Annotated in this window: 28 protein-coding genes; 17 read left to right on the forward strand and 11 right to left on the reverse strand. The window is 70.1% G+C overall.

Annotated features, from left to right (window positions below):
* The first annotated feature begins 7 nt into the window (after window positions 1–7).
* From ACFWX1_RS27090 to ACFWX1_RS27100, 3 genes are read left to right on the forward strand one after another with little or no spacing between them, the layout of a single operon-like run.
* Window positions 8–715, forward strand: coding sequence for a dienelactone hydrolase family protein (locus ACFWX1_RS27090; protein ID WP_378391944.1), 708 nt, complete (start codon window positions 8–10; stop codon window positions 713–715).
* Window positions 716–743: 28 nt separating this feature from the next.
* Window positions 744–1304 carry a dihydrofolate reductase family protein gene (locus ACFWX1_RS27095; RefSeq protein ID WP_378391894.1) on the forward strand — a complete coding sequence of 187 codons (561 nt, stop codon included), beginning with the start codon at window positions 744–746 and terminating at the stop codon, window positions 1302–1304.
* 32 nt (window positions 1305–1336) lie between these two features.
* The gene (locus tag ACFWX1_RS27100) at window positions 1337–1798 is read left to right on the forward strand and encodes a phage tail protein (protein WP_378391896.1); all 462 of its coding nucleotides are present in this window, start codon (window positions 1337–1339) and stop codon (window positions 1796–1798) included.
* An 86-nt stretch (window positions 1799–1884) separates the two neighbouring features.
* Here the strand turns inward: ACFWX1_RS27100 and infA are convergent, their stop codons facing one another.
* On the reverse strand, window positions 1885–2109 hold the full coding sequence (infA, locus tag ACFWX1_RS27105; RefSeq protein ID WP_378391898.1) for a translation initiation factor IF-1: 225 nt from the start codon (window positions 2107–2109) through the stop codon (window positions 1885–1887).
* A 53-nt stretch (window positions 2110–2162) separates the two neighbouring features.
* Window positions 2163–2960, reverse strand: a complete 798-nt coding sequence (locus ACFWX1_RS27110) for a GNAT family N-acetyltransferase (protein WP_378391899.1) — start codon at window positions 2958–2960, stop codon at window positions 2163–2165.
* Window positions 2961–3251: 291 nt separating this feature from the next.
* Between ACFWX1_RS27110 and ACFWX1_RS27115 the strand changes: the two genes are divergently transcribed.
* The 7 genes from ACFWX1_RS27115 to ACFWX1_RS27145 all read left to right on the forward strand — a co-directional run bounded on the left by ACFWX1_RS27115 (window position 3252) and on the right by ACFWX1_RS27145 (window position 9551).
* Window positions 3252–4394 (forward strand): NAD(P)/FAD-dependent oxidoreductase, encoded by a 1143-nt coding sequence (locus ACFWX1_RS27115; RefSeq protein WP_378391901.1) that lies wholly within the window; start codon window positions 3252–3254, stop codon window positions 4392–4394.
* Between the two features lie 11 nt (window positions 4395–4405).
* A complete protein-coding gene (locus ACFWX1_RS27120; RefSeq protein WP_378391903.1) occupies window positions 4406–5305 on the forward strand; it encodes an RNA polymerase sigma-70 factor in 900 nt (299 codons plus the stop codon).
* Window positions 5302–5790 carry a flavodoxin family protein gene (locus ACFWX1_RS27125; protein ID WP_378391905.1) on the forward strand — a complete coding sequence of 163 codons (489 nt, stop codon included), beginning with the start codon at window positions 5302–5304 and terminating at the stop codon, window positions 5788–5790. Before ACFWX1_RS27120 ends, ACFWX1_RS27125 begins: the two co-directional genes overlap by 4 nt.
* Before the next feature lie 82 nt (window positions 5791–5872).
* Window positions 5873–6832 carry an AraC family transcriptional regulator gene (locus ACFWX1_RS27130; protein ID WP_378391907.1) on the forward strand — a complete coding sequence of 320 codons (960 nt, stop codon included), beginning with the start codon at window positions 5873–5875 and terminating at the stop codon, window positions 6830–6832.
* An 816-nt stretch (window positions 6833–7648) separates the two neighbouring features.
* Window positions 7649–8242, forward strand: coding sequence for a TetR/AcrR family transcriptional regulator (locus ACFWX1_RS27135; RefSeq protein WP_378391909.1), 594 nt, complete (start codon window positions 7649–7651; stop codon window positions 8240–8242).
* Window positions 8243–8270: 28 nt separating this feature from the next.
* Window positions 8271–8708 (forward strand): hypothetical protein, encoded by a 438-nt coding sequence (locus ACFWX1_RS27140; protein ID WP_378391911.1) that lies wholly within the window; start codon window positions 8271–8273, stop codon window positions 8706–8708.
* A 48-nt stretch (window positions 8709–8756) separates the two neighbouring features.
* Window positions 8757–9551 (forward strand): PIG-L family deacetylase, encoded by a 795-nt coding sequence (locus tag ACFWX1_RS27145; protein WP_378391912.1) that lies wholly within the window; start codon window positions 8757–8759, stop codon window positions 9549–9551.
* A 9-nt stretch (window positions 9552–9560) separates the two neighbouring features.
* On the opposite strand, the gene ACFWX1_RS27150 is transcribed toward ACFWX1_RS27145, so the two are convergent.
* Window positions 9561–9959 carry a RidA family protein gene (locus tag ACFWX1_RS27150; RefSeq protein WP_378391914.1) on the reverse strand — a complete coding sequence of 133 codons (399 nt, stop codon included), beginning with the start codon at window positions 9957–9959 and terminating at the stop codon, window positions 9561–9563.
* Window positions 9960–10124: 165 nt separating this feature from the next.
* Here ACFWX1_RS27150 and ACFWX1_RS27155 point away from each other — a divergent pair, with 165 nt between their 5' ends.
* Together ACFWX1_RS27155 and mtnA are read left to right on the forward strand one after the other, a co-directional pair.
* Window positions 10125–10907, forward strand: coding sequence for a hypothetical protein (locus tag ACFWX1_RS27155; RefSeq protein ID WP_378391916.1), 783 nt, complete (start codon window positions 10125–10127; stop codon window positions 10905–10907).
* Window positions 10908–11001: 94 nt separating this feature from the next.
* Window positions 11002–11964: an S-methyl-5-thioribose-1-phosphate isomerase gene (mtnA, locus tag ACFWX1_RS27160; protein WP_378391918.1), complete on the forward strand. Its 963-nt coding sequence runs from the start codon at window positions 11002–11004 to the stop codon at window positions 11962–11964.
* A 3-nt stretch (window positions 11965–11967) separates the two neighbouring features.
* Here mtnA and ACFWX1_RS27165 read toward each other — a convergent pair whose 3' ends face one another.
* From ACFWX1_RS27165 to ACFWX1_RS27175, 3 genes are all read right to left on the reverse strand, one after another.
* Window positions 11968–12597 carry a class I SAM-dependent methyltransferase gene (locus ACFWX1_RS27165; protein WP_378391920.1) on the reverse strand — a complete coding sequence of 210 codons (630 nt, stop codon included), beginning with the start codon at window positions 12595–12597 and terminating at the stop codon, window positions 11968–11970.
* Between the two features lie 85 nt (window positions 12598–12682).
* Window positions 12683–12898: a ferredoxin gene (locus ACFWX1_RS27170; RefSeq protein ID WP_378391922.1), complete on the reverse strand. Its 216-nt coding sequence runs from the start codon at window positions 12896–12898 to the stop codon at window positions 12683–12685.
* Between the two features lie 39 nt (window positions 12899–12937).
* Complete coding sequence (locus ACFWX1_RS27175) at window positions 12938–14128, reverse strand: cytochrome P450 (RefSeq protein ID WP_378391924.1); 1191 nt, start codon at window positions 14126–14128, stop codon at window positions 12938–12940.
* Between the two features lie 132 nt (window positions 14129–14260).
* On the opposite strand from ACFWX1_RS27175, the gene ACFWX1_RS27180 reads away from it, so the two are divergent.
* From ACFWX1_RS27180 to ACFWX1_RS27190, 3 genes are all read left to right on the forward strand, one after another.
* Window positions 14261–14827 (forward strand): TetR family transcriptional regulator, encoded by a 567-nt coding sequence (locus ACFWX1_RS27180; protein ID WP_378391926.1) that lies wholly within the window; start codon window positions 14261–14263, stop codon window positions 14825–14827.
* 40 nt (window positions 14828–14867) lie between these two features.
* On the forward strand, window positions 14868–15806 hold the full coding sequence (locus ACFWX1_RS27185; RefSeq protein ID WP_378391928.1) for a phosphotransferase: 939 nt from the start codon (window positions 14868–14870) through the stop codon (window positions 15804–15806).
* Between the two features lie 178 nt (window positions 15807–15984).
* Complete coding sequence (locus ACFWX1_RS27190; RefSeq protein ID WP_378391930.1) at window positions 15985–16350, forward strand: DUF3761 domain-containing protein; 366 nt, start codon at window positions 15985–15987, stop codon at window positions 16348–16350.
* On the opposite strand, the gene ACFWX1_RS27195 is transcribed toward ACFWX1_RS27190, so the two are convergent.
* Window positions 16347–17492, reverse strand: coding sequence for a serine hydrolase domain-containing protein (locus ACFWX1_RS27195; RefSeq protein ID WP_378391932.1), 1146 nt, complete (start codon window positions 17490–17492; stop codon window positions 16347–16349). The two genes, ACFWX1_RS27190 and ACFWX1_RS27195, sit on opposite strands and share 4 nt — an antisense overlap.
* 87 nt (window positions 17493–17579) lie before the next feature.
* Between ACFWX1_RS27195 and ACFWX1_RS27200 the strand changes: the two genes are divergently transcribed.
* Window positions 17580–18161: a TetR/AcrR family transcriptional regulator gene (locus ACFWX1_RS27200; RefSeq protein ID WP_378391934.1), complete on the forward strand. Its 582-nt coding sequence runs from the start codon at window positions 17580–17582 to the stop codon at window positions 18159–18161.
* Window positions 18162–18165: 4 nt separating this feature from the next.
* On the opposite strand, the gene ACFWX1_RS27205 is transcribed toward ACFWX1_RS27200, so the two are convergent.
* From ACFWX1_RS27205 to ACFWX1_RS27215, 3 genes are all read right to left on the reverse strand, one after another.
* Window positions 18166–19164: a DUF3800 domain-containing protein gene (locus ACFWX1_RS27205; protein ID WP_378391936.1), complete on the reverse strand. Its 999-nt coding sequence runs from the start codon at window positions 19162–19164 to the stop codon at window positions 18166–18168.
* Between the two features lie 75 nt (window positions 19165–19239).
* On the reverse strand, window positions 19240–22032 hold the full coding sequence (locus ACFWX1_RS27210; RefSeq protein ID WP_378391938.1) for an FAD-binding and (Fe-S)-binding domain-containing protein: 2793 nt from the start codon (window positions 22030–22032) through the stop codon (window positions 19240–19242).
* A 37-nt stretch (window positions 22033–22069) separates the two neighbouring features.
* On the reverse strand, window positions 22070–23095 hold the full coding sequence (locus tag ACFWX1_RS27215; protein WP_378391940.1) for a Glu/Leu/Phe/Val dehydrogenase dimerization domain-containing protein: 1026 nt from the start codon (window positions 23093–23095) through the stop codon (window positions 22070–22072).
* A gap of 111 nt (window positions 23096–23206) precedes the next feature.
* Between ACFWX1_RS27215 and ACFWX1_RS27220 the strand changes: the two genes are divergently transcribed.
* Window positions 23207–23674 carry an Lrp/AsnC family transcriptional regulator gene (locus tag ACFWX1_RS27220; protein ID WP_378391946.1) on the forward strand — a complete coding sequence of 156 codons (468 nt, stop codon included), beginning with the start codon at window positions 23207–23209 and terminating at the stop codon, window positions 23672–23674.
* A 7-nt stretch (window positions 23675–23681) separates the two neighbouring features.
* Here ACFWX1_RS27220 and map read toward each other — a convergent pair whose 3' ends face one another.
* Window positions 23682–24491 carry a type I methionyl aminopeptidase gene (map, locus tag ACFWX1_RS27225; RefSeq protein WP_378391942.1) on the reverse strand — a complete coding sequence of 270 codons (810 nt, stop codon included), beginning with the start codon at window positions 24489–24491 and terminating at the stop codon, window positions 23682–23684.
* Window positions 24492–24639 lie beyond the last annotated feature (148 nt).

Below are 24639 nucleotides of genomic sequence, written 5' to 3' on the forward strand. Positions count from 1 at the left end.
ACGCGGCTTGAGCACACGCACCGATCAGCTGGTTCTCGCCGACGGCACCGTGGGTCTGCCGGTCTGGCTGCCCGAATCCGGCCGTGGGCCGGGGCTCGTGCTGGTCCAGGAGATCTTCGGCCTCGACGACTATCTGAAGTCGGTCGCGGCCGACCTCGCCGCGCTCGGCTACGTCGTCGCCGTGCCGGAACTGTTCTGGCGGTTCGCTCCCGGCTGGTCCTCGGCCCACGACGAAGAGGGCGTCGCCGCGTCCATGAAGATCATGAGCGACTTCGACCCCGGGAAGGGCGTCTCGGATGTCCTCGCCGCGCTGGCCCACCTCCGCGCGCTGCCGGAGGTCGACGGCCGGGCGGGGGTGTTCGGGTTCTGTCTCGGCGGCGCGCTGGCCTTCGCCGCCGCGGCCCAGTCCGATCCCGACGTAGCCGTGTCGTTCTACGGCTCGACCGTGCCCGCGCAGATCGCCGCGCTGGACCGGATCACCTGTCCCATCCAGTTCCACTTCGGCGGCCAGGACCCGTACATCCCCCGCTCGGACGTCCGGCTCGTCGAAGAGGCCGTCGCCGCGCATCCCGGCGCCGAGATCCACGTCCAGGAAGACGCCGGGCACGCCTTCCACAACCGCGTCGCCCCGATGTTCCACCACCCGCGGGCAGCCGCGCGCGCCTGGGACCTGACCACGGAGTTTCTCCGGCGGACCCTGCCCAGCGCCGGGTGACCACGATGATCGACGACAGGAGGACCCGATGCTGCCGGTGATCTGTTCGATGAGTGTGTCGCTGGACGGCTTCATCGCCGCTCCGGACGGCGACATCGACTGGGGCGCCCCGGAGGCGGAGTTGTTCGACTTCCACGTCGAGCAGACCCGGCACCTCGCGGGATATCTGTGCGGACGGCGGCTGTACGAGACCATGCTGGTCTGGGAGACCGCCGAGCAGACCATGTCCGACGCGGCGCAGCTGGAGTTCGCCCGGATCTGGCGGCGGATCCCGAAGGTGGTGTTCTCCCGCACGCTGACCTCGGTGGTGGGCAACGCACGCCTGGCCACCGGCGACCTGGCGACCGAGGTCGGCAGGCTGCGCGATCAGCCGGGCGAGGGCGTGGTGTCCATCGGCGGGGCGAACCTGGCCGCGGCCGCCGTCGCCGAGGACCTGATCGACGAATACCGCCAGTTCGTCAACCCGGTCGTCCTCGGCGGCGGCACCCCGTACTTCCCGCCCCTCGCGAACCGCCTCGACCTGCGGCTGATCGAGTCCCGGACCGTGGGCTCCCGAGTGGTCTACCTCCGTCACCAGCGCATACGCTGAGCCCGACCGACCCGTATCCGGAGGGATTCGCCATGTCCTATGCCGTCGAGTTCGCCACCGTATCGACACTCGGCCTGGAGTCGTCGCCGGTCGCGGACGCACTCGCCGGCCTGCGGGCAAACGAAGCCCGGTACTTCAAGAACAAGTACGACCACGTCTTCACGGTCCAGCCCGCGAGCGAAGCCACGTCGACCATCGACTGGGTGCACCGGATCCTCAAGGAGGAACGCGACATCGTCATTTCCTCCCGCCCGCTCGAAGCGACCGAGTTCCAGGTCGAGAACATCCGGATGGCCTACGTCTTCTACGAGAACGGCCTGTCGATCAACGTGATGTACACCTTGGACGACTCTGGGAAACGGGCGGTCGGGTTCAAGCTCTCCGAGGGGATGGAAGTCCCCGCGGAACTCTCCTCGTTCAAGTTCGCCCGGCAGAAGTCGAAGCTGGCCGGAACCATCCGCGGCTCCTACTTCGTCATCAAGAACGAATACTGACCCACGCGTGAGGACACCGGGGGCCGCCGCCAGGGCCTGAACCCTGACGACGGCCCCCGCACCGAGATCGTTGCCGCTACGAAAAGCTAGTTCCGGTACCGGAACAGGATCCGGCCACGGGTGAGGTCATACGGGCTGAGCTCCAGGAGCACCCGGTCGAACGGCAGGATCTTGATGTAGTTCTTCCTGATCTTGCCGCTGATGTGGGCCAGCACCTTGTGCCCGTTCTCGAGTTCCACTCGGAAGGTGGCATTGCGCAGGCATTCGAGGACGGTGCCCTCGACTTCGATGCCCCCTGCTGTTTTCGCCATGTGTTTTTCCGATCTGTGAGGTGGGGAAAGAAACGAACGCGTCGCGCCGGGGATCAGCGGAGCACCAGCTCCAGGCTGCTGTTCCCCCGGCGAGCACCGACGCTCTCGAAGAGCGCCGCGGCCGCACCGTTGGACTCGGTGACATCGGCGGACGCCGTTTCGATCCCGCGCCGGTGCAGCCGGCCCAGCACGTCGGCGAGCAACGCACGGGCGATACCGCGGCGATGCTGGTCGGCAAGCACCGCGATCAGCCCGACCCGGGGCCGCCGGGTCATCGGCCCCAGCCGGACCAGTCCCACGTACCGCCCGGACCGCGCCGCCACCGCGTACTTCGACGGGTCCAGCACGGTGACGCCCTCCGGACGGGGCAGTACCTCGGCCGGCATCTCCTGCCAGCCGACCGTGGCCTCGACTTCGGCGCGGATCGCGCGGTCCAGCGCGCGCAGCGGGCCGTCCGCCGCCTCGCCGATGCCCGCGATCGTCACGCCCGCCGGTGGTTCCACCGAGCCGAGTCCCGTGACCCGGGGGTCCGTGGGCACGAGGTACTCCCACTCACGACGCCGGATGGTGAAACCGGCTCGCTCCCACTGGGACGTCAAATCGTGGTCGGCCTCGTCGACCACGGTGTAGAGCGGCTTCGGCAGTTCGGGAAGCATGGCCTCGGCGAGGTGGTCGAAGACCGCGCCGTGCCACGCGTCGATGCTGAGGAAGGTCCGCCCGTCGGGCCTGCGGAAGGCTTCGCCGCGGCCGACCACCCGGTCGTCCTCCAGCGCGTGCCATTGCCGCTCGCCGACTCGCGTGAGCACCACGGCGTGTTCGCCGGTGCCCGGCGGGAAATGCACAGAGTTCATGGATGTCGCCTTTCGGGATTGCCTTGTCGAGGCGCTCCCGGCGACACCTACGTCAGTCGCCCGACCGTGATTTGACGAGGGGGAGCACCCACATCGCTACAGCGTTCACGGGTCTCACCTCCTCGTAGGCCTTCACAGTCCGCCGCACAGCTAACCGTTCGCACCACGTCGCGCACAACCCTTTTTCCGCCGACGAGTCGTTGTGACCGTGACCACAGGCCCCCGCTGTCACGATCTCCGGCCGGGTGGTGTCCACGAGGTGTACGGACGATCCGATCGGAGGTGGACGTGATGACGCGGGTGCTGGTGGCCGGCGCGGGCTACGCGGGCGTGATGGCCGCGAACCGGCTCGCGGCGGCAGGCCAGCCGGACGTGCACGTGACGGTGGTCAATCCGCGGCCGGAGTTCGTGGAACGCGTCCGGTTGCACGAACACGCTGCGGGTGGGCCGGACGCGAAACGTCCGCTGAGCGATCTGCTGCGTCGCGGTGTGCGGCTGCGGGTGGGCAAGGTGAACGCGATCGCGGAGCGTTCGGTGGGCCTCGAAGACGGAGGCTCGCTCGAGTTCGATTACCTGCTGTACGCCGTGGGCAGCACGGCCGCCCGAGGTCCTGCCGGGTCCGGAAACGCCTGGGGTATCGGCGATCTCGACGACGCCGAGTCGTTGCGGAGGCGGCTGCGGCTACTGCCGCCGGGCGCGCGCGTCGTGGTGGTCGGCGGCGGGCTGACCGGGATCGAGAGCGCCGCCGAAATCGCGTACCGGTACCCGTCGTTGAGTGTCGAACTGGTCTCGCGGTCGGTCGCCGCGTGGCTGCCCGAGTCGAGCCGGGCGAGCATCGAACGCCGCCTCGCGAACGCCGGGGTCCGGCTGCGCACCGGCTTGCGGGTCACCGAAGTCCACACCGACGGCGTCGAGACCGACGCCGGGAAGCTGGCCAGTGACTGCACGGTGTGGGCGGGTTCGTTCGACGTACCGGACCTGGCCCTGCGCAGCGGCCTGCCGGTGACCGCCGACGGTCGCCTGCGCACCGACGACACCCTGGTCTGCCCGGGGCATGAACGGATTGTCGGCGCCGGTGACGCTGTCGCACCACCCGGACAGGCCGGGGATCATCTGCGGATGAGTTGTCAGGCGGCGATGCCCATGGGCGCCCACGGTGCCGACACGGTGCTCGCGCTGATCAGGGGCGAGCGACCGGCGCCGGTGTCGATCGGCATGGCGGGACAGGGGATCAGCCTCGGCAGGCGTGACGGGTTCATCCAGGCGACGCACCGGGACGACAGCCCCCGGGGATTCACGTTGTCCGGACGGGCCGCCGCGGTGGTCAAGGAACGAGTGTGCCGCTTCACCATCACCGCGATGCGGTTCCCGCGGGCCTACCGATGGCTTCCCCGCGGCACATCGGCCGTGCACGCGAGGGCCGCGATCCGATGAATGAGCAGACGATGTTCGATCAGGTGCGGCCATTGCTGTTCACGATCGCCTACGAGATCCTCGGCAGCGCGGCCGACGCCGAGGACGTGGTGCAGGACAGCTATCTCCGGTGGCGCGACGTCGATTCGGACGAGGTGACGCACCTTCGCGCTTATCTCGTCCAGATCGTCACGCGGCAGGCTCTGAACCGGCTGCGGACCGTGCGCCGCCGCCGCGAGGACTACATCGGCACCTGGCTGCCCGAACCGATCCGCACCGACCACGACGCCAGTCATGACCTCCTGCTGGCGGAATCGGTGTCGATGGCCATGCTCCTCGTGCTGGAAACCCTCGGGCCCACCGAGCGGGCGGTGTTCGTGCTGTCCGAGGTGTTCGGCCACAGCCTCGTCGAGATCGCGGACATGATCGGCAAGAGCGACACCGCCGTCCGCCAGATCGCGCATCGGGCCCGCGAACACGTGCACGCCCGGCGCCGGCGCTTCCAGCCCGACGACGAGACCAGTCAGGCGGTGATCGGCCGGTTCCTGGCGGCCGCCCGCACCGGCGACGTCCAGACCCTGATGGACGTGCTCGCGCCCGACGTCGTCCAGATCTCCGACGGCGGCGGCCGCGTCACCGCCGCCCGCCGCCCGATCACCGGCGCCGCGCCGGTCGCCCGCTATCTCGTCGGCCTCGCGCGGAACAGCATGGCGGACATGGACATCGAGTTCGGGAGCTTCAACGCGCTGCCCGCGGTCCTGTTCCGTTCCAGTGCCGACGGGCGGCTCGACTCCGTCCTGATGATCGAGCTGGCGGGGACACGGATCACCGGGCTGTACGCGGTCCGCAATCCCGACAAGCTGCGCACCGCCGACGTGCTCCGCCCCCTCGACACCCGGATTTCGCAGAAAGCGCAAGGAGAATCGTCATGAAGGCCGTAATCGTGTGCACCTCCGTGTCGCATGGCAACACGAAGCGGGTCGCCGACGTCATGGGCCGGGTCCTCGGCGCCCCCGTTGTCGACCCCGACGAAGTCGACACGGCCGAACTCGCCGAGTGCGACCTCGTGGGATTCGGCTCGGGGATCTTCACTATGGACTTCCATTCCCGCCTCCGTCATTTCGTCGAGTCCCTCCCGGACGGGGAATGGCGCGCGGCGTTCGTCTTCGCCACCAGTGGTTTGCCGGAACCCAGGTTCCGGCCCTACACCCGCCGCCTCGGGCGGCTTCTCGAACGAAAAGGCTTCGAGGTGACCGAACCCTTCCTGTGCCGGGGCTTCGACACCTACCTTCCGTTCCGGCTCGTCGGCGGTATCCGCAAGGGACGTCCCGGCCCCAGCGAACTGGACGCCGCACGCGCGTTCGCCGAGCGGCTGAGCACCCGCATGGAGCATCGGAGCTGTCCGCCATCCGCGTAGTGCGCTCCGCGAAATCACCGTTCCCCTACCGATCCGGGCCGATCCGGGGCAAGCTGACAGCCAGGCCTTCGGCGGGGGCATCATGGGACACGACTTCGAGAGCCACGACCTGGACGAGATCGAAGAGTTCATCGCCCGCAGCTACGCGTCGATCCGGTTCAGGATCCGCTCCCCGGCGCGGAATCGCTTTCATGCCAGCCAGAATCCGCTGGGGCCGATCAGCCTCGACCACGCGGACTACGGTTTCGACGCCGACTACGCCGTCGAGCCGTTGGGCCGTCTCCTCTTCTTCGGGGTGGAGTCCGGCGGCTTCCCGCATGTGGAGACCGAGGGCGTCCGGAACAGTCACGGCGTGGGCGAGGTGTTCCTGGTCGCCCAGCCCGATCGGCCGTACGCGGGCCGCCAGGCTCACGCGCGGTTCAGTGCCACGGCGCTGGAGCCGTCCCTGCTGTCCCAGGTGGCCTCGTCCGCGCCCAGCCGTATCGACACCCCGGTGCGGCTGACCGGCTACCGGCCCGTCTCCCCTGCCGCCGGGCGTCAGCTGTTGCACACCGTCACGTTCCTGCGGGAGCACGTCGCGGCGGACCCGGCGATGCGGGAGAGTCCGCTGATCGCCTCCACGGCACCCCAGTTGCTGGCGGCCACCGTCCTGTCCACCTTCCCCAGCACCGCGCTGACCGACCCGACCATCGAGGACCGGCACGACGCCCACTCGGCCACCTTGCGGCGTGCCATGGCGTTCATCGACGACCACCCGCACCACGACATCAGCGTCGCCGACATCGCCGCCGCCGCGCATGTCACCATCCGCGCGGTGCAGTACGCCTTCCGCCGCCGCGGGATCACGCCGATGGGCTACCTCCGCACGGTCCGCCTGCACCAGGCACACCAGGAGCTCCTCGCGGCCGATCCCACCACCGGCGTCACCGTCACCCAGATCGCCGCCCGCTGGGGCTTCTTCCACTCCGGCCGCTTCGCGCGGTACTACCGCACCACGCACGGCTGCACGCCGTACCGGACGCTGACCCGTGCCGTCTCCTGACCCGGCGGCACGGTGAGGGGCGGGCTCCGGTGGACGGGGGCGCTCCCGGAGACCGCCCCTCGACCAGTGGCGGGAGGGCGGGGGTAGGGCCTTCCCGGGGTGAGACCGACGGGGTCCGGGTCACCTCACCCTGGCGATGGCCGGGACGCCTTCCGGCCACCCTCGTAGCCTGCCGTCCCGGCATACCCCGGTACAGCACCCGAAACGAACCGTATTGGTACTGGTCAGCGGGGAAACCAGCCGTAAAACGCAACGCACGGCGCCTTCCCCACGGGCGAGGGTGCTGGTAAGGACTCCTTCACGGCTTGGGGAGTGGGGGCGCGGGGATGTGCCGAGGGACGCCCTGGGTGCGTTGGATGCAACGGGGGCGTCCCTCGGTGCGGTGAGCGCACCGAAGGCGTCCCTCGGCACATCCCGCCCGGCCACCATCTCGCCCGGCCGCTCTCGCCCGGCGTGCCGTGAAGGCCTCCATACCGGCGCTCAGGTCCGTGAAGGACTCCTTACCGGCGCTCAGCGCTGTGAAGGAGTCCTTCACGGCGTTGGTGACGGGGCGAGTGGACCTGTCGCGCGCTACGCGGGTGTCGCGAACGGAGCGTTCGGGACGTCTGGGAGGCGGTTCGCGTCCTGAACGACGCGTTCGAGACGTTGAGCGTCCCGGACGGAGCGTTCGAGACGTGGTGGCTCCGCGAACAGACCTGCCACCCCGCTCGCCCACCGAGAACCGGCCCACGGAGACGCAGGACCCCAAAAAGCTGCAGGACACCCGCAGCGCGCCCGGCCCTTTACAATACAGAGCAGTACTGTATCGTAATCGACGTGAGCACCCCAGGCCGTCCGCGCAGCAAGGAAGCCGACGCCGCCATCCTGGCCGCCGCGCTGGAGCTGCTGATCGAACGCGGCGCGGAGGCGACCAGCATCGAGCAGGTGGCCCGGCGCGCCGGAGTCACCAGGGCCACCGTGTACCGGCGGTTCCCGGACAAGACCCGGCTGCTGATCGCCACCGTGGAGAGCGCCTACGGGAATCCCCCGCGCACACCGGAAATCCGCGACATCGAGCACCTGGTGACCGGGTGGGCACAGCTGCTCGCCGACCCGCGTCAGCGCCGCCTGCTGCGGCGCGTCTACGGCGCGATCGAGGACAATCCCGAGCTCGCCCGCGCGTACCACGACATGTTCGGCGCGGATCGCGACCGCACTCGCCAGAAGGTGTTCGAACGGGCCCGCGACCGCGGGCAGTTGCCGCCGGACAGCGACCCGGAGGTCCTGCTGGACCTGCTCACCGGCGCGATCTGGCAGCACCTCGCCGTGCGGCCGGACACCAGCACCGCCGCCGACGTCGAGCGATTCCTGCGCGCGGTGCTCCACCAGGCCGGGTACCGGCCCGGCACACCACACCCCGCCGGGGAGTGACCCGGCACCGGAAGACAAGGACGGAAAAGTGCCTACCGCCACCCTCGCGGCACAGGAACGGACCCGGGCGTTCGCCCGCGTCATCGGCCCCTACGTCGCCACCTTCACCCTCGTCTACGCGATCCGCCTGCCCGCGCTGACCGGGCTCGTCGACGACCTGTTCGCACAGCCCGTCCTGGTCTGGCTGCTCGGCGCCCTCATGCTCGGCGGCGGGCTGGTCATCGTCGGCGGGCACCGCAGCTGGCAGGGCCCGCTCGCGGTGACCATCTCCTTGTTCGGCTGGTTCGTCGCCGTCCGGGGATTCCTCTTGATCGCAACGCCTTCCGCGATCCGGTCGGGAGTCGACGCGACCCTGCTGTCCCCGACCGCGACACTCATCGCCCGCGTCTTCTTCGGTCTCCTGGCGGTGATGGGCCTGCTGCTGACCTACGCGGGCTGGTTCACCAAGCCGAAGACGCCGGCCTGAGCATCGCTCGAGCGTTTTCTGTCGGGGTGAGCCGGTAGATTCGCTCGTATGGCCACACTGGTGACTTTCCACGCCCATCCGGATGACGAATGCATCGTCACCGGCGGCGTGATGCGCAAGGCGTCCGAGGAGGGGCACCGGGTCGTGCTCGTCGTCGCGACCCGGGGCGAAGTCGGCGAGGTACCGGAGGGATTTCTCGCCGAGGGTGAACAACTGTGGGAGCGCCGCGTGCGGGAGACCCACGCGGCGGCGGAGGTGCTCGGCGTCAAACGCGTCGAGTTCCTCGGCTATCGCGACTCCGGGATGATGGGCGAGCCGACCAACGAGCACGAGGGCTCGTTCTGGACGGCCCCGGTCGAAGAGGCCGCCGAACGCCTCGCGGCGATCCTGCGCGAGGAAGAAGCGGACGTCCTGACGGTGTACGACGACAACGGCGGCTACGGGCACCCCGATCACATTCAGGTGCACCGGGTCGGGATGCGCGCGGCCGAGCTCGCGGGCACGCCGCGGGTGTACGAGGCGACGAACAACGCCGATCACATGCGCAAGGGCATCGAGGCGGCGGTCGAACAGGGCCTGATCCCCAAGGAGGCGCTGCCCGATCTGTCCGAAGAGGACAGTTTCGGCAAGCCGGAGGCGGTGATCACCGGCGCGGTCGACGTCACGGCGTACCTCGGCGCGAAGCGGGCCGCGATGCGGGCGCACGCCAGCCAGATCCCCGAGGAGTCGTTCTTCCTCGCGATGCCCGAAGAGGGTTTCGCGCACGCCTTCGGCACGGAGTGGTTCATCCGTGCCGGTCAGGGGCCGGGGATCACCGAGACCGACATCATGGCGGGACTGTGAGGGAGGTGGTCAGCGCAGCGCCGCGGTGACGTCGAGTTCGACGAGCTGGCCCGGGTAGCCGAGCCGGGCGACCCCGAGCAGGGTGCTCGCCGTGCTGAAGGCCGCGCCGATCCCGGACGCGGTGAGCCGGGCCCACACCGCGGAGAGCACCTCGCGATCCTCGGTGGCGACGTAGATGACGGTCCGGACGACGTCGCCGGGAGTCGCCCCGGCGGCGGTGAGCGCGGTGGCGGTGTTGGCCACGACCTGATCGGTCTGGGCCAGCACGTCACCGGGAACGACCCGGCCCTCGGCGTCGAGCGGGCACTGCCCGGCGAGGTAGACCGTGCGCCGCGCCTCGGCGATCGTGACGTGGTGGTACCCGGGCGTGGCGTGCAGGCCCGGCGGGTTTTGGCGTTCGATGGTCATGGCCGCATCCTCGCGGTGGCGAACCATGTCCGGCCACTGGATATCCGGGGCGCCAGCGGGATACCGCGACGAGCGTAGACATGGCTACCGGTACGCACGGCTACGTAGTCGCAGTGCCGTAGCTGGGCCGACGCCAGCCGCCAGGATCCGCGAAACGCTGTGGGCATGACCACACTCACCGCACCACCACGCCGGTTTTCCCTCCTCACCTCGATCACCGTCGGCGGTCAGCTCGTCGGCGCCGCCGGGCTGATCGTGCAATGGATCTCCGCGCCCGCCATGTTCAAGGGTTTCGGCTTCCCGCCCGGACTGTTCTACGTACTCGGCGCCGCCGCCATCGTGCTGCTGAACCGGCGTTCGAACTGGGCACCGGCCGCCGCGATAGCCCTTTCCCTGTGGATCACCATCGGCGGCCTCGCCGGCGGCAATCTGGCGCGGAACCTCGCCGACCCGCGCGGCGGCGTCGTGACAGGCAACATCGTCATGCTCGCCGGCCTCGCGATTTCCGCGGTGGCGGGCGTGTTCGCCATCGTCCACAACCACCGCACCCGGCCGGAGCCCTGGGTCGCGCCGCTCGGTTCACGCAATCCCCGCCGCGTTCCTGTCGCGCTCGTGTTCGCCGGTCTGCTGCTCGACGCCGTCGGTGACGCCGCGCCCGAAGGCTTCAACTGGGACGGGCCGGGGCCGATCCTGTTCCTGATCCTGGCGATCCTGGTCGCGCTGCTCCCCGGCAACGCCATGATCGAGCTGAGCATGATGCTTTCGCTGACGTTCGTGCTGACCGCGTTCATGAATCCGCAGTCGGGCCGCAGGCTGAGCACGCCGTCGGACGTACTTCCCTTCGCCGGAACACTGATGCAGGTGGTGGGCCTGGCCCTCGCCGTGCTCGCCGGGATTGTCGCCGTCTTCCCCCGTCGTGCCCGGCCCTCGATCCCGGCGCCGAAGTAAAGCCCTGTCGAGGAGATCGCGGAAGGCGCGGAATCACGACAAGATGGTCATGACGGCGGGGTCGTGATCGGCCACTGGACATGCGGGGGTGCTCGTGCGCAGGACCATCGACTGGGCCGAAGACGCGATCGTGATCATCGACCAGTGCGCGCTGCCGGGCGAGTTCCGCACGCTCACCCTGCGCACCGCGGACGAGCTGATCGGCGCCATCCGGCGGCTCGCGGTGCGCGGTGCTCCGGCGCTGGGCGCGGCGGGCGCGCTCGGGGTCGCGCTGGTGGCCCGGTCGGGCGGGGACGTGCGGGCCGAGGCCGGGCGCATCGCCGGCGCCCGGCCGACGGCGGTCAACCTGAGCTGGGGTGTCGAGCGGGCACTGGCGAAGCTGCCCGGCGGTGCCGACGCCGTCCTCCTGGAGGCGCTCGCGATCCTCGACGAGGACGAGGAACTCAACCGCACGGCCTCCGCGCACGCCGCCGAGGTCGTGCTGGCCGCCTGCCCGCGCCGCCCGCTGCGGCTGCTGAGCCATTGCAACGCGGGCAGTCTCGCCACGGTCGCCTGGGGCAGCGCGCTCGGCGTGGTCTGGCATCTGCAGGATCGCGGCCTGGTCGAATCCGTGCTCGTGGACGAGACCCGGCCGCTGCTGCAGGGTGCGCGGCTGACCGCGTGGGAGCTCGAACGGGCGGGAGTGCCCTACCGCGTGCAACCGGACGGCGCGGCCGCCGCGGCGATGGCACGCGGGATGGTCGACTGTGTCCTCGTCGGCGCCGACCGGATCGCGGCCAACGGCGACGTCGCGAACAAGATCGGCACCTACGGGCTGGCGATCGCCGCGCGGCACCACGGCGTCCCGTTCGTCGTGGTCGCCCCGTCGTCCACTGTGGACACCTCGCTGAGCAGTGGCGAGGAGATCGTCATCGAGGAACGCGACGCCGCCGAGCTGACGGAGTTCGGCGGCACGGTGGTGGCCCCGGCGGGCGCGGCGGTGTTCAACCCGGCCTTCGACGTCACTCCGGCTTCGCTGATCACGGCCGTGGTCACCGAACACGGCCGCTTCGGCTGAGCCTCAGGAAGGCTTGCGGGCGATCAGGAAAACCTGGTCCTCGGGCTCGGCGCCCGGCAGGTCCGGCGTGTACCGCGCGCGGTGCTCGTAGACCAGGTCCAGCCCGGCCTCGGCCAGGCGCGCCGCGAACACCTCGGCCGGATAGGTGCTCGACCGGAAGGTGTGCCCCATGAATCCGCCCACGACGTCGTCCGCGTCGCCGGGGACGGTGCCGAAGGTGAGGTGACCGCCCGGCGCCAGCCAGTCCGCGAAGCGGGCCAGCTGGGCGTCCTGTTCGGACCGGGTCAGCTGCAGCATGGAGAAGAACGCCACGATCGCGTCCCAGGTCCCGGCCGGATACGTCAGCGAACGCATGTCCGCCAGCTCGAACCGCGCGGCGGGCACCTGGCTCCGCGCGATCTCGATCATCTTCGGCGACACGTCGCAGCCCGTGACGTCGTGGCCCGCCGCGGCGATCAGCTCGGCCGTCGGCCGCCCCGTCCCCGATCCGACGTCCAGCACCTTCGCCCTGCTCGGCAGGTTCCCGAGCAGCCATTCGACGGTCTTCAGCCGCTCCGGCCAGTCGCGGAAGGCGTGTTCGTACTTCGTGCCGAGCGCGTCGTACACCTCGGCAGCGGATTCGAGACGGGCCACGGCTGCTCCGTTCCGGTCGGGGCGCACCCGAAGGTCACCACGAGGGCGTTCTCGCTCCCCATGGTGACCTCCCGGGATCGACCGCCTACGGCCGGGGGCCCACCACCTCGCCGCCGGCGGTGACCGTGATGGCCATCGCCGGACAGGAATCGGCGGCGTCCAGCACGGTTTCGTCGGGATCGACCCGCTCGGCCAGCGGGTGGGCCACGGCGCCGTCCAGTTCGAACAGTTCGGGCATCAGCGCCGCACACATCCCCGAGCCGATGCACGTGCCACCGTCCACCTCGACGTTCCAGCTCATGCGATGTCCTCGATTCGCTCGCGAGCGTCGCTCATGCGTTCACCAGCCGATCGGCATCGATCGCGGGCCCCGCACCAGCATCTGCGTCTTCCACACGATATCGCCGGTGAGGTGCAGCCCTGGCATTTCGCGCACCAGCGCGGCCAGCGCCTCCTGCAGTTCCAGCCGCGCGAGCGGCGCGCCGAGGCAGTGGTGGACGCCGTGGCCGAACCCGAGGTGGTGGTTGTCGGGCCGGTCGAAGACGAGCTTGTCCGCGTCGTCGAACACCAGCGCGTCCCGGTTCGCCGCGCCGCCCGCGACGAGCACCGGCTCCCCCGCACGCACCAGCATCCCGCCGACCTCGACGTCCTCGGTGGCATACCGCGGGAACGACGCCCCCGCGCCCAGCGGGACGAAGCGCATCAGCTCCTCGACCGCGGCCGGGACCAGCTCCGGCTCGGCGACCAGCTTCTCCCAGCGGGCGGGCTCCTCCTTCAGCGCGTAGACGAAGTTCGGGATCTGCGTCGCGGTGGTCTCGTGCCCGGCCACCAGGATGCCGACGCACAGGTCGATCAGTTCGAGCTCGGTCAGCCGGTCCTTGACGTCGCGTGCCTCGATCAGCGCCGTCATCAGATCGTCGGCGGGCTCGGCGCGGTGCTGGGCGATCAGGCCCGCCATGTACTCGCGCAGTTCCTCGCGGTTGGCGTCGAACTCCTCGGCGGTCAGGCCGCTGCTCGACAGCGCCGCGTCGCTCCAGGCCCGGAACTTCGGCCGGTCCACGGTCGGGACACCGAGCAGCTCGCAGATCACCGCGACCGGGATCGGCAACGCGTAGTCCTCGACCAGATCGGCAGGCGCCCCGGCGGCCTTCATCTCCGCGATCAGCTCGGCCGCGAGCTCCTTCACCCGCGGCCGCAACGTCTCGACCCGGCGCATCGTGAACGCCTTGGCGACCAGCGTGCGCAGCCGCGTGTGGTCCGGCGGGTCCATCGACAGGATGCCGCTGTCCCGGGTGCCCGCCGACGTCCGCGGGTAGTCCTTCCCGACCGCCGCCGCGCGGGAGAACCGCCGGTCCCCCAGCACGAACCGCGCGTCGGCGTACCGGGTCGCGAGCCAGGCGGGCTCGCCGTAGGGCAGCCGGACCCGGATCATCCCCTCGGCCTCGCGCGCCGCCGCGTAGGCCTCGTTCAGTGCCAGCCCCTCCTCCTCGTTGAACGGATAAGCCAGCGGTTCGCTCTGCGTGGTGGTCATCGCGAAAACTCCCGGAATGTCGAAAGGTCCTGTTTGTAAGCACCTGCTTACAACGCTACAACCGGGTCACCGCACGCGTCAACGCGGTTACACGCGCGACACCGGGTTAGCCTTCTGGCGAACGGAGGCGCGATGACACGAGAGACCCGCAAGCGGGACGCGGCGGCGACCAAGGCCGCCCTGCTGGACGCGGCGAGCGAACTCTTCGCCGAACGCGGCTTCGACCGGACGACGGTGCGGGACATCGCCGAGCGCGCCGGGGCCAACCAGGCGTTGCTGTTCCGCTACTTCGGCACCAAGGAGCAGTTGTTCGAGGAGGTGGTGGCCCGCAACGGCCAGCAGCAGCTCGCGGAGACCTCCCCCGAAAAGCTGCTCGGCGCCGCGCTGCGGAGCATCCTCGATCCCAGTGGCACCGGCCAGGCACACCGGGCGATGGCGACCTACCTGCGCTCGGCGGCCTCCGACAGCGCGAGCACCGCGATCCGGCGTCAGATCAGCGACGAGTACGCCAAAACGCTCGCGACACTCACCGACGCTCCCGACGCCGAACTGCGCGCCGACCTCGTCATGGCCTGGGTACTGGGGATCGGCCTCGTCCGCGGGATCGCCACCAGGGAACCGCTCGCCAGCGCCGACCCCGAGCACATCTGCCGCCTGGTCGTCGAGGCCACGAAAACGCTGCTCGAACGCACCGAATAATCTTTCGCGCCGATCGCGGCGGTGTCTTACTGTCGCGCTCATGACGCCGTTCCCGCCTGCCTCGACCGAGGCCGAGTTCGACGCGCTCACCCGCGAAGCCCTGCTCCCCGCAGTCACGACGCTGATGAAGTCGATCGGGCTCGACGGCACACCGGTGGTCCCGTTCACCGAAGGTTCGCTGCCGGTGTACGCGGTGGGCGAGAAGCTCGTGCTCAAGCTCTACCCGCCGGTCTACGCCGACGAGATCGGCACCGAGCTGGCCATGCTCGAAACGCTGCACGGCAGGCTGCCGATTCCCACTCCCGGCGTCGAAACCTCGGGTGCGCACGAAGGCTGGGGATACGTGCTGATGGAACGTCTTCCCGGGCGCACGCTCGCGGAGGCCTGGCCCGAACTGTCCACAGAGGACAAAAAGCGGCTGGCACCCGAACTGGGCGAAACGCTCGCGGCGCTGCACGCGGTCGACGGCCCCGCACTCGCGAGCCTCGAACCGAAGGACTGGACGAAGTTCATCGCCGGGCGCCGCGCCACGGCCGTCGAACATCATCGTGCCACCGGACTCCACGAGGACTGGGTGGCCCAGATCCCCGGTTTTCTCGACGCGGTCGATCTCGGCACGCCGAAACCCGTTCCGCTGCACACCGAGTTCATGCGGGATCACCTGATGGTCGTACCGGGCGACGACGGCTGGCGGCTCACCGGTCTCTTCGACTTCGAACCCGCGATGCGGGGCGCGGCCGAGTACGACTTCGTGGCCACCGGCCTGTTCGTCTCCAGCGGTGACGCGGATTTCCTGCGCCGCCTTCTGCTCGCCTACGGCTATGGTCCGGACCAACTCGGTGACGACTTCGCCCGCCGCTGTCTCGCGTACACCTTGCTGCACGTGTACAGCAATCTGCCGTGGTATCTCCGCGTTATGCCCGCACCGCCGGAACCCACCCTCGACGCGCTCGCCCGCACCTGGTGGGCGACCGCCTAGCCCGGCGGGCAACACGTCATTCACCCACCATACTTCCGGTATTTTCGGGAATTTTCCCGAGTAACGGCGAGCACGTTTTCCCCGACAACTCGACATCGGGTTTCGAGAAGGCTGGGGAGGAACCGTGAAGAAGTTCGCCGTCATAGTGACCGCCTGCCTGTTCATTGCGGGATGCGGCGTGGGCACCGTACCCGCCACCAATCCCGGGAGTCCGGCCGCGTTCACCCCGAGCACTTCACCGGCCTATACGCCGCCGACGTATTCCCCGCCCACCACCAGCGCGACGCCCACGACGACGTATTCCGCCGCCCCCGCGCCCGCCTATTCCCCGCCGCCGGTGGAAACCACTCCGGCGGCACCGAAAACGACCGCGCCCGCGGAATGCGACGCCGACCACTACCGCAATTCCAGCGGTGTGTGCGTGCAGCGGCCCGGTTCGAATCCGGCCGGGGCGACCGCGCTCTGCAAGGACGGCTCCTACAGCTACAGCCAGCACCGCTCGGGCACCTGCTCCGGCCACGGCGGCGTACGCACCTGGCTCTAGAACGCGGCGTACAACGCGCGGATCAGGCGGTCGTTTTCCGGGGCGGCAGCGGCGGGGAACGGGAACCGCCGGCGGGTGTAGCCGTACGCCACGCCGTTGCGCGGATCGGCGAACGCCTGCTGACCACCCGCCCCGCTGTGCCCGAAACTGCCCTGCCCCAGCACCGGGTAGTACTCGGACGTGACGTGGAAGCCGGCCCCGAACGCCTTGTGCTCACGGGTCACCAGGTCGTAGCCGAGGGACTGGATCTGCGCGAAGGCGGCGGCCGTGTCCGGCTTCAGCAGCGGCACCATGCCGTCGAGCGGTCCGATCGCGGCCGCGTACATCCTGGCCAGGCCGCGCGCCGAGGCCACACCACCCCACGAGGTCGTCCCGAGCGCCCGGACCGTCCGGTGGTTCGGCAGGGTCCACAGTTCCGGGTTCCGCGGATGGTTGCGGTTGAACGCGATGCCGGACAGGCTGTGCGCGCCGGTCGCCCGTGCCGCCAGCGCGGCCGTCCGCTCCGGGGTCGTCAGCATCGGCTGCGCGCTCAGGAAACGGGATTCCTGATCCTCGGGCAACCCGAGGTGGAAGTCCACTGTGTACGGATCGCGGATCCGTTCGGCGAAATGCTCCTGGATGGTCCGCCCGGTGGCGCGGCGGACGACCTCGCCGCTCAGCGCCGCGATGACCAGCGCGTGGTAGCCGAAAGCGCTTCCCGGCCGCCAGTACGGACGCTGCGCGCCGAGACGCTCGGCGACGATCCGATCGTCGGCGAGCTCCTCGAGCGTGAATCCCGTGTCCGCGCCGACCAGGCCCGCCCGGTGCGCCAGCAGCTCGCGCAGGGTGATGTCCCGCTTGCCCTCCACGCCGAATTCCGGCCAGTAGTGGCTGACCCGCTCGTCGAGGTCCAGCACGCCGTCCTGCACGAGCAGGGCGACGACCAGGTGCGCGGCACCCTTACTGGCGGAGAACGTGCCGAGCAGTGAATCGCCGTCCAGCTCCGGGCCGGTCCACAGGTCCACGACCCGTTCGCCGTGCCGATACGCCACCAGCTGCGCGGCGAGGTCCCCGCCCTCCGTCGCCGCGACCGCGGCGAACTCGTCCCGCACCCGCTCGAAACCGCCGGCCACCGTGCCGTTGATTGCTGTCGTGATGTCCATGCGGCCAGGCTAGCAGCATTTGTGACCAATGGTTATAAACAATGCTGTGACGGGCCACACCCGAGCCGATCTCGTAGAGTCCTGGTCATGACCGACGCCGCGACTACCCGACAGCGCCCGGGACGCCCCGCGCAGATCAGCCGCGAGCGGATCGTCGACGCCGCCATCGCGGCGGGCAACCTCGACACCCTGACCATGCGGGCTCTCGCCGCGCGGCTGGGGGTCACCCACGGCGCGCTCTACCGCTGGGTCAAGAACCGCGACCAGCTGTTCGATCTGATCAGCGAGGTCGTGATCGAGCGCATCCTCCCGCCCGAAGGCCCGCACGGCCGGTCGTGGCGGCCATGGCTCACCCGCGTCGCGTGGGCCATGCACGACCAGTTCCTCGCCGTGCCCGGTTATGCCACCCGCCTGTCACGGCCGCACCGCCACAACGCCCGCTCCTTCGGCCGAGTCCGCGAGGAGGTCATCACCGCGTTCACGAACGCCGGCGCCGAGCCCGGCCTGGCCGAACAGAGCTGGTACATCTTCATCACGTCCGTCGTGGGCTGGCTCGCCACCCAGGAGAACCCGCTCGACCTCGGCCACAGCGCGCCGCGCTTCGATCTTTTCCTCGACGTCCTGCTTCGTGGCCTGCCCGCGCGGGAGCCGGGCGCCGAACGTCACTGACCGCTCAGCTTCGTTCGTCGTCCCAGAGCGAAAACGGGTCCGTGTAAGGGCGCAGCAACGCGGTGAGTTCGGCATCGCCCCGCCCGGCGAGTTCGTCCGACGCGATCCTTCTCGCCACCCCCGCGAGAAAGTCGGCGATCTGGACCCGCGGATCGGCACGCGAGTCGACGAAGCGCAGTGCGGCCAGCCGGGCCCCCGAGGTGAACCGGGCCAGCGCGGGATCGTCGAGGATCTCCTCGATCCGGGCGACGCGCTCCGGGGTCAGCACGAGTTGTTCGTCGTGGACGACGGAAACCGGCCCGCCGCCCGTACCCCAGTAGGTCACCGCCCGGACGACGGCCGGGATCAGCGGATTGAGCACCGAGAACGTCTTCGGATCGTCGAGAACCCGCTCCCGCGAGGCCGCCACCCGCGGACGGGCTTTCGCCAGCAGGCCCAGGATCTCGTGCACTGGTCCGGTCCCCTCGAGGCACAACACGTCGACCAGCTCGAAGAAGGCGTCGACGGACGTTTCGCCTTGCCGGTTCTTGGCCCGCATGAGGGTGTTGAACTCCTCCAGAAAGGCTTGCCACCGCTCGTACCCGAACGCGCGCGGCCCCTCGCGATGCAGCGTGAGCGCCAGACCGCGTGCTTCCTCACCGCGGTACAGCCCCGCGCTCGCCGCGGAGAGTTCGTCCTCCACCAGCAGGTCGACGATCGTGCCGACGACGAAAAAGGCCTTGTCGGCCAGATACAGCGACGCGTGCCCGTACAGCGGGCTCGACGGGCCGAGCAACCACACCAGCACCGGCCGGTGCTTCTCGCGGAGCAGGTGGTTGGCCTTGTACTCCAGCGCCGGGGACCGGATCCGGCGCCGGATCTCCCGGACGCAGTCCGCCGCGGTCTCGACGTCCAGCCGGACACCGGCGTGGGCGAAGACGTCGGTCTCCCCGCCGATGAGCTTCTCGCCCTCGGACCCGGACTCGTCGCAGGCGATCTCGACGAGCTGACCACTGTCCCGCATCTTCCCGATCCTGCCCGATCACCGTGGGCTGAAGGGGACTTTCGTCTCATCACATGCGAGGAAAGTCCCCTTCAGCTAACGACGCAGGGCGCGGCGCAGGAGCTCGGCCAGGTGCAGCGCCTCCCGCCCGGACTCCTGCGCGATCTGCGTCCGGCAGCTGAACCCGTCCGAGAGCACCACGGTGTCCGACGGCGCCGCGCGCACGGCGGGCAGCAGCCGGTCCTCGGCACACGCGACCGAGACGTCGTAGTGGCCGCGTTCGAAGCCGAAGTTGCCCGCCAGCCCGCAACATCCGGAGTCGAGCGTAGTGTTGCGCACCCCGGCGGCGGCGAGCGCGGCCTCGTCCGCCGCGAACCCGAGCACCGCGTGCTGGTGACAGTGGACCTGCGTGATCGCCTCGACGTCCAGCGCGGAAAACTCCACCGGGGACCGCTCGAGGAGTTCGGCCAGTGTCCGAGTGCGCGAAGCGAGCAGCCGCGCGTACCGATCGCCGGGCAGCAGTGCCGCCAGGTCGCCGCGGAAAAGCGCGGTGCAGCTCGGTTCCAGCCCGGCCACCTCGTAGCCGGCGTCGAGATACGGCGCCAGCACGGAAAGCGTCCGGCGCAGCACCTTCCGCGCGATGCCGAGCTGTCCGGTGGACACCCAGGTCAGTCCACAACAGACACTCCGGTCCGGCAGCACGACGTCGTAACCCGCCGCGGTGAGCACCTCGGTGGCCGCGTCGAGCACGCCCGGCGTCAGGTAGTTGTTGAACGAATCCGGCCACAGCACCAGGGGTTTCGGGCCGGTGGCCCGACGGCGCAGATCGCGGCGGGCCTGGGTGAACGGTGCCGGCGCGAACTCCGGCAGGTCCCGTTCGGGGGCTATCCCGCCCACCCGCTTGAGCAACGCCGCGAGCCGCGGACGACCGGCCACCGCGTTGGCCAGCCGCGGCACGAAAGCGGCGGCCCGCAGCCACACCGGCAGCCAGCCCATCGAATAGTGCGACGCCGGACGTACGCGCCGCCGGTAATGCTGGTGCAGGAACTCGGCCTTGTAGGTCGCCATGTCGACGTCCACCGGGCAGTCGGACAGACATCCCTTGCAGGACAAGCACAAGTCGAGTGCGTCACGGACCTCTTCGGACCGCCAGCCGTCGGTGACAAGCTCGCCGTTGATCATCTCCGCGAGCAAGTGCGCGCGGCCCCGCGTCGAATGCTTTTCCTCGCGAGTGACGCGATAGCTCGGGCACATCACGCCGGGACCGCTGGTATTGCGGCATTTCCCGACGCCGACACAACGCCGCATCGCCTGCCCGAAACTGCCGCGGTCCTCGGGATAGCCGAGTACGGTGACGTCCTCGATCGCCAGCGGCGCGTGCCGGACCCGCAGATCGGCGTCGACCGGACGCGGGTCGACGAGAATCCCCGGGTTCATCCGGCCGTCCGGATCGAAGATCGCCTTGAACCGCGCGAAAAGCGCGAGCATTTCCCGGCTGTACATCCGCGACAGCAGTTCCGAACGCGCCTGCCCGTCGCCGTGTTCGCCGGACAGCGATCCGCCGTGCGCGGCGACGAGGTCGGCGGCCTCTTCGAGGAACCGCCGGAACCCCGCGACGCCGGGTTTCGACAGCAGGTCGAAGTCGAGCCGCAGGTGCAGGCAGCCTTCGCCGTAGTGGCCGTAGACGACGCTCTGCCTGCCGTGCGCGCGCATGAGTTCCTTGAACCCGCGCAGGTACGAGCCGAGGCGTTCCGGCGGCACCGCCGCGTCCTCCCAGCCCGGCCACGCCTCCGAACCATCGGCGAGCCGTGTCGCGAGACCCGCGCCCTCCTCGCGGATCCGCCACAGCCGCCGCTGCGCCGCCGGGTCGGCGAGCACGGTGGCTCCGGTCAGCGCGTCGCCGAGTTCGTTCGCGAGCGACCGCGCGCGCTCCTCCGCGAGACCCGGCTCGTCCCCGGCCATCTCGACGAACAGCCAGGCCTCCCCTGGCGGCAGGCCGTCGGCCCGGCCCGGCTCCAGCAACGCGACGAGCTGGGCGTCCACGCCTTCGACGGTCAGCGGGGACCACGGCAGGATCGACGGGACCGCGTCCGCGGCGGCGATGTCGGACGGGAAGCCGAGCACCGCCAGGACGCGGTGTTTCGGCAGTTCCGCGAGCGCGACCGTGGCGCCGAGGACGGTGACGCACGTGCCTTCGCTGCCGACGAGTGCCTTCGCGAGGTCGAAACCGTTCTCCGGCAAGAGATGTTCGAGCCCGTAGCCGGACACCCGGCGCGGCCACGTCGACAGTTCCGTGCGCAGCAACCCCAGGTTCTCCCGCACCAGCGTCCGCAGTTCCCGGTAGACGCGTCCCTCGGTGCCGGGCCTCGCCGCCCGTTCGTCCACTTCGGACGGTGTGGCCGGGCCGGCGGTGAACCGGGTCCCGTCGTAGAGCAGGACGTCCAGCTCCCGCACGACGTCGGCGGTGCGGCCCCAGGCGACCGAATGCGAGCCACACGCGTTGTTGCCGATCATCCCGCCGATCGTGCAGCGGCTGTGCGTGGACGGATCGGGACCGAACCGCAGGCCGTGCGGCGCCGCGAGGGCCTGCAGGTCGTCGAGCACAGTCCCCGGCGCGACCCGCGCCAGCCGGGCTGCGGGGTCCAGTTCCGCCACGCCCCGCACGAAGCGCGAGGTGTCGATCACGACGCCGGGGCCGCACGAGTTGCCGGCGACGCTGGTGCCGCCGCCTCGCGCGATCACCGGCAGCCCGCGCTCGCGGCAGGCCGCGACGGCGGCGGCGACCTCGTCCACCGACCTCGGCAGCACCACCCCGAGCGGGACGTGGCGGTAGTTGGACGCGTCCGTGGTGTACAGCGCGAGGGTGGCGGCGTCGGTGAGGATCTCCACCCTGCCATTCAAGACAACGCGCCGCGCTCCTGCACGCTCACCCGCGTTGTGCGGCCAGTGCGTGGGCTTCGGCCAGCGAGGTCGTGCCGTTGGCCCGCGCGGCGGCGAGCAGGCCGGCCACGGTCTCCTCGATCGCCTCGACCCGCGCCAGCGCCGCGTCATGGTCGAGCCCCTCGGCCTCCCGCGAGAGGGTGTAGACGACCCCGCCCGCGCTCGCGACGAAGTCCGGCACCCACAGCACGCCCCGCGCGGCGAGCACGTCGGCGACGGTGTCGTCGGTGAGCTGGTTGTTCGCGGGACCGACGACGAGCGGGGCGTCGATCCGCGCCGCGGTGCCGTGGTCCAGCACTCCGCCGACGGCGGCCGGGACGACGACGTCGACGGTCAGGGTGAGCGCTTTGTCCGGATCCGCCCACCGCAGCCCGCTCCGCTCGGCCACGGCGCGTTTCGATTCGTCGACGTCGGACACCGTGACGTCCGCTCCGGCCTCGGCGAGCCTTCGCGCGATCAACGCACCCACGGAGCCGTAGCCGCTCACCACCACGCGCCGTCCCGCCATCGCGGACGTCCCGAACACCGCCGCCGCACCCGCCCGCAGCGCCGCCAGCACGCCGCTCGCCGTCGGACCGCTGGAGGAGCCGGTGCCGCCGTGTGCCTCGGGCACGCAGAACGCGTACGGCGTGATTTCGCGCAGCACCAGCATGTCGTCCGGTCCGGTGCCGACGTCCGGCCCCGCTTGGTAGCCGCCGTCGAACGAGGCGATGAGTTCGGCGTGGTCTAGCAGGACGTCACGGCGCTGGGCGGGAGTCAGAGTCGCGCCCTCGTCCAGCGCGATGACGCTCTTCGCGCCACCGAACGGCAGTCCGGCCACGGCGCATTTCACGGTCATCGCCCTGGACAGCCGCAGCACGTCGGCGACGGCGTCGTCGAGCGAGGCGTAGGCCTTGAGGCGGCACCCGCCCACGGCCGGGCCGCGCACGCTCGAATGCACCGCGACCATCGTGGTCACCCCCGAGCGGCGGCCCCGCCGGGCGATCAGCTGCTCCCAGTCCGATACGGCCATCGCGGTTCTCCTCTGCATGATGAACGACTTATGACCACGAAGTTAGAGTGATCGTCATGCTTAAAGCGTTCTTGCCGAACGATATTCGGCAGCGGAGGGAGACTCGCCATGCTGGACGAACTTGATTCGGCGATCGTGCGCCTGCTGCAGGAGGACGCGCGGCAGTCCAATCGCGACATCGCCCGCAAGATCGGCATCGCGCCGTCGACCTGCCTGGAGCGGACCCGGCTGCTGCGCGAGCGCGGCGTCATCCGCGGCTACCACGCCGACATCGACCTGCCGAGCCTGAACCGCGGCGTGCAGGCGATGGTGGCGGCGCAGGTGCGGCCGCTCAGCCGGGCCGTCATCGACGCCTTCCAGCGCTCGATCGCCGAACTGCCCGAGGTGATGTCGATGTTCGTGCTCGCGGGCAGCGACGACTTCCTCATCCAGGTCGCCGCGCAGGACATCGACCAGCTGCACGCCTTCCTCGTCGACCGGCTGGCGATCCGCAAGGAGATCGTCGGATTCCGGACGTCCATCATCTTCCGGCACATCCGCAAGACGACCCTGGAAGCGCTGCCGGATCGGCCCGGTTAGCGGCTCGCTACGCATCCTTTGTGGACAGAGGCCCGGATGCGGGGATTTCCGATTCACGCCGGGTGAGCACCAAGGGGGCGTCCTCGGTGATGGCGACCGTGTGCTCGGAATGGGCCGTGCGCGAGCCGTCGGCCGACCGGATGGTCCAGCCGTCGTCGTCGAAGACGATCCGGTCGGTCGTGCGGGCGAACCAGGGTTCGAGCGCCAGCGTCAGCCCCGGCCGGAGCTTCAGGCCCCGGCCGGCCTTGCCCTTGTTGGGAATGTGCAGGTCCTCGTGCATGGTGCGGCCGATGCCGTGGCCGCCGAACTCGGTGTTGACCGGATAGCCGTAGTCGCGGGCCACCGCCCCGATCGCCGCCGAGATGTCGCCGAGGCGGTTGCCGGGTCGCGCCACCGCGATCGCCGCCTCCAGTGCTTCCTCGGTGGCCCGGATGATCCGCAGGTCCTCCTCGGCGGCGGTGCCGACGACGACCGTACGCGCCGAATCGGCCGCCCAGCCGTCGATGCCGACCGCGAGATCCGCGGTCAGGACGTCGCCGTCGCGCAGGGTGTAGTCGTGGGGCAGGCCGTGCAGGACGGCGTCGTTGACGGACAGGCAGATGACGTTGCGGAACGGTCCCTTGCCGAACGACGGTGCGTAGTCCCAGTAGCACGACTCCGCCCCGCGCCGCTTGATCATGCCGCGCGCGTGGTGCTCCAGGTCCATGAGGTTGACGCCCACGTCCGCGAGCCGTCCGACCTCGGTGAGCACCTCGGCGACGAAGCGCCCGGCCACGTGCATGCGTTCGATCTCCGCAGGCGTCTTCAGTTCGATCACGAGTCCCTCGCCTCACAGTGTCGGTATAGTTATACCGGCACGTTAGCACTCGCCGGTATAGTAATACCACTCGAGTCCCTGTCGCCGTAACCGCGCGGTGGGGGGGTTTTATTAAACACACACCACGAGGCGGGCCCCCCGCAAAGCC

Source organism: Amycolatopsis sp. NPDC059021 (genome assembly GCF_042739895.1).
Lineage (GTDB): Bacteria > Actinomycetota > Actinomycetes > Mycobacteriales > Pseudonocardiaceae > Amycolatopsis.

Bases quoted from the DNA above. Each gene is read 5' to 3' on its own strand.
- ACFWX1_RS27145 (WP_378391912.1), top strand. From the start codon at position 8,757: ATGGCCACACTGGTGACTTTCCACGCCCATCCGGATGACGAATGCATC.
- ACFWX1_RS27195 (WP_378391932.1), bottom strand. From the start codon at position 17,492: ATGGACATCACGACAGCAATCAACGGCACGGTGGCCGGCGGTTTCGAG.
- ACFWX1_RS27155 (WP_378391916.1), top strand. From the start codon at position 10,125: ATGACCACACTCACCGCACCACCACGCCGGTTTTCCCTCCTCACCTCG.
- ACFWX1_RS27095 (WP_378391894.1), top strand. From the start codon at position 744: ATGCTGCCGGTGATCTGTTCGATGAGTGTGTCGCTGGACGGCTTCATC.
- ACFWX1_RS27200 (WP_378391934.1), top strand. From the start codon at position 17,580: ATGACCGACGCCGCGACTACCCGACAGCGCCCGGGACGCCCCGCGCAG.
- ACFWX1_RS27150 (WP_378391914.1), bottom strand. From the start codon at position 9,959: ATGACCATCGAACGCCAAAACCCGCCGGGCCTGCACGCCACGCCCGGG.
- ACFWX1_RS27125 (WP_378391905.1), top strand. From the start codon at position 5,302: ATGAAGGCCGTAATCGTGTGCACCTCCGTGTCGCATGGCAACACGAAG.
- ACFWX1_RS27175 (WP_378391924.1), bottom strand. From the start codon at position 14,128: ATGACCACCACGCAGAGCGAACCGCTGGCTTATCCGTTCAACGAGGAG.
- ACFWX1_RS27110 (WP_378391899.1), bottom strand. From the start codon at position 2,960: ATGAACTCTGTGCATTTCCCGCCGGGCACCGGCGAACACGCCGTGGTG.
- ACFWX1_RS27120 (WP_378391903.1), top strand. From the start codon at position 4,406: ATGTTCGATCAGGTGCGGCCATTGCTGTTCACGATCGCCTACGAGATC.
- ACFWX1_RS27205 (WP_378391936.1), bottom strand. From the start codon at position 19,164: ATGCGGGACAGTGGTCAGCTCGTCGAGATCGCCTGCGACGAGTCCGGG.
- ACFWX1_RS27130 (WP_378391907.1), top strand. From the start codon at position 5,873: ATGGGACACGACTTCGAGAGCCACGACCTGGACGAGATCGAAGAGTTC.
- ACFWX1_RS27180 (WP_378391926.1), top strand. From the start codon at position 14,261: ATGACACGAGAGACCCGCAAGCGGGACGCGGCGGCGACCAAGGCCGCC.
- ACFWX1_RS27185 (WP_378391928.1), top strand. From the start codon at position 14,868: ATGACGCCGTTCCCGCCTGCCTCGACCGAGGCCGAGTTCGACGCGCTC.
- ACFWX1_RS27170 (WP_378391922.1), bottom strand. From the start codon at position 12,898: ATGAGCTGGAACGTCGAGGTGGACGGTGGCACGTGCATCGGCTCGGGG.
- infA (WP_378391898.1), bottom strand. From the start codon at position 2,109: ATGGCGAAAACAGCAGGGGGCATCGAAGTCGAGGGCACCGTCCTCGAA.
- ACFWX1_RS27215 (WP_378391940.1), bottom strand. From the start codon at position 23,095: ATGGCCGTATCGGACTGGGAGCAGCTGATCGCCCGGCGGGGCCGCCGC.
- ACFWX1_RS27115 (WP_378391901.1), top strand. From the start codon at position 3,252: ATGACGCGGGTGCTGGTGGCCGGCGCGGGCTACGCGGGCGTGATGGCC.
- ACFWX1_RS27100 (WP_378391896.1), top strand. From the start codon at position 1,337: ATGTCCTATGCCGTCGAGTTCGCCACCGTATCGACACTCGGCCTGGAG.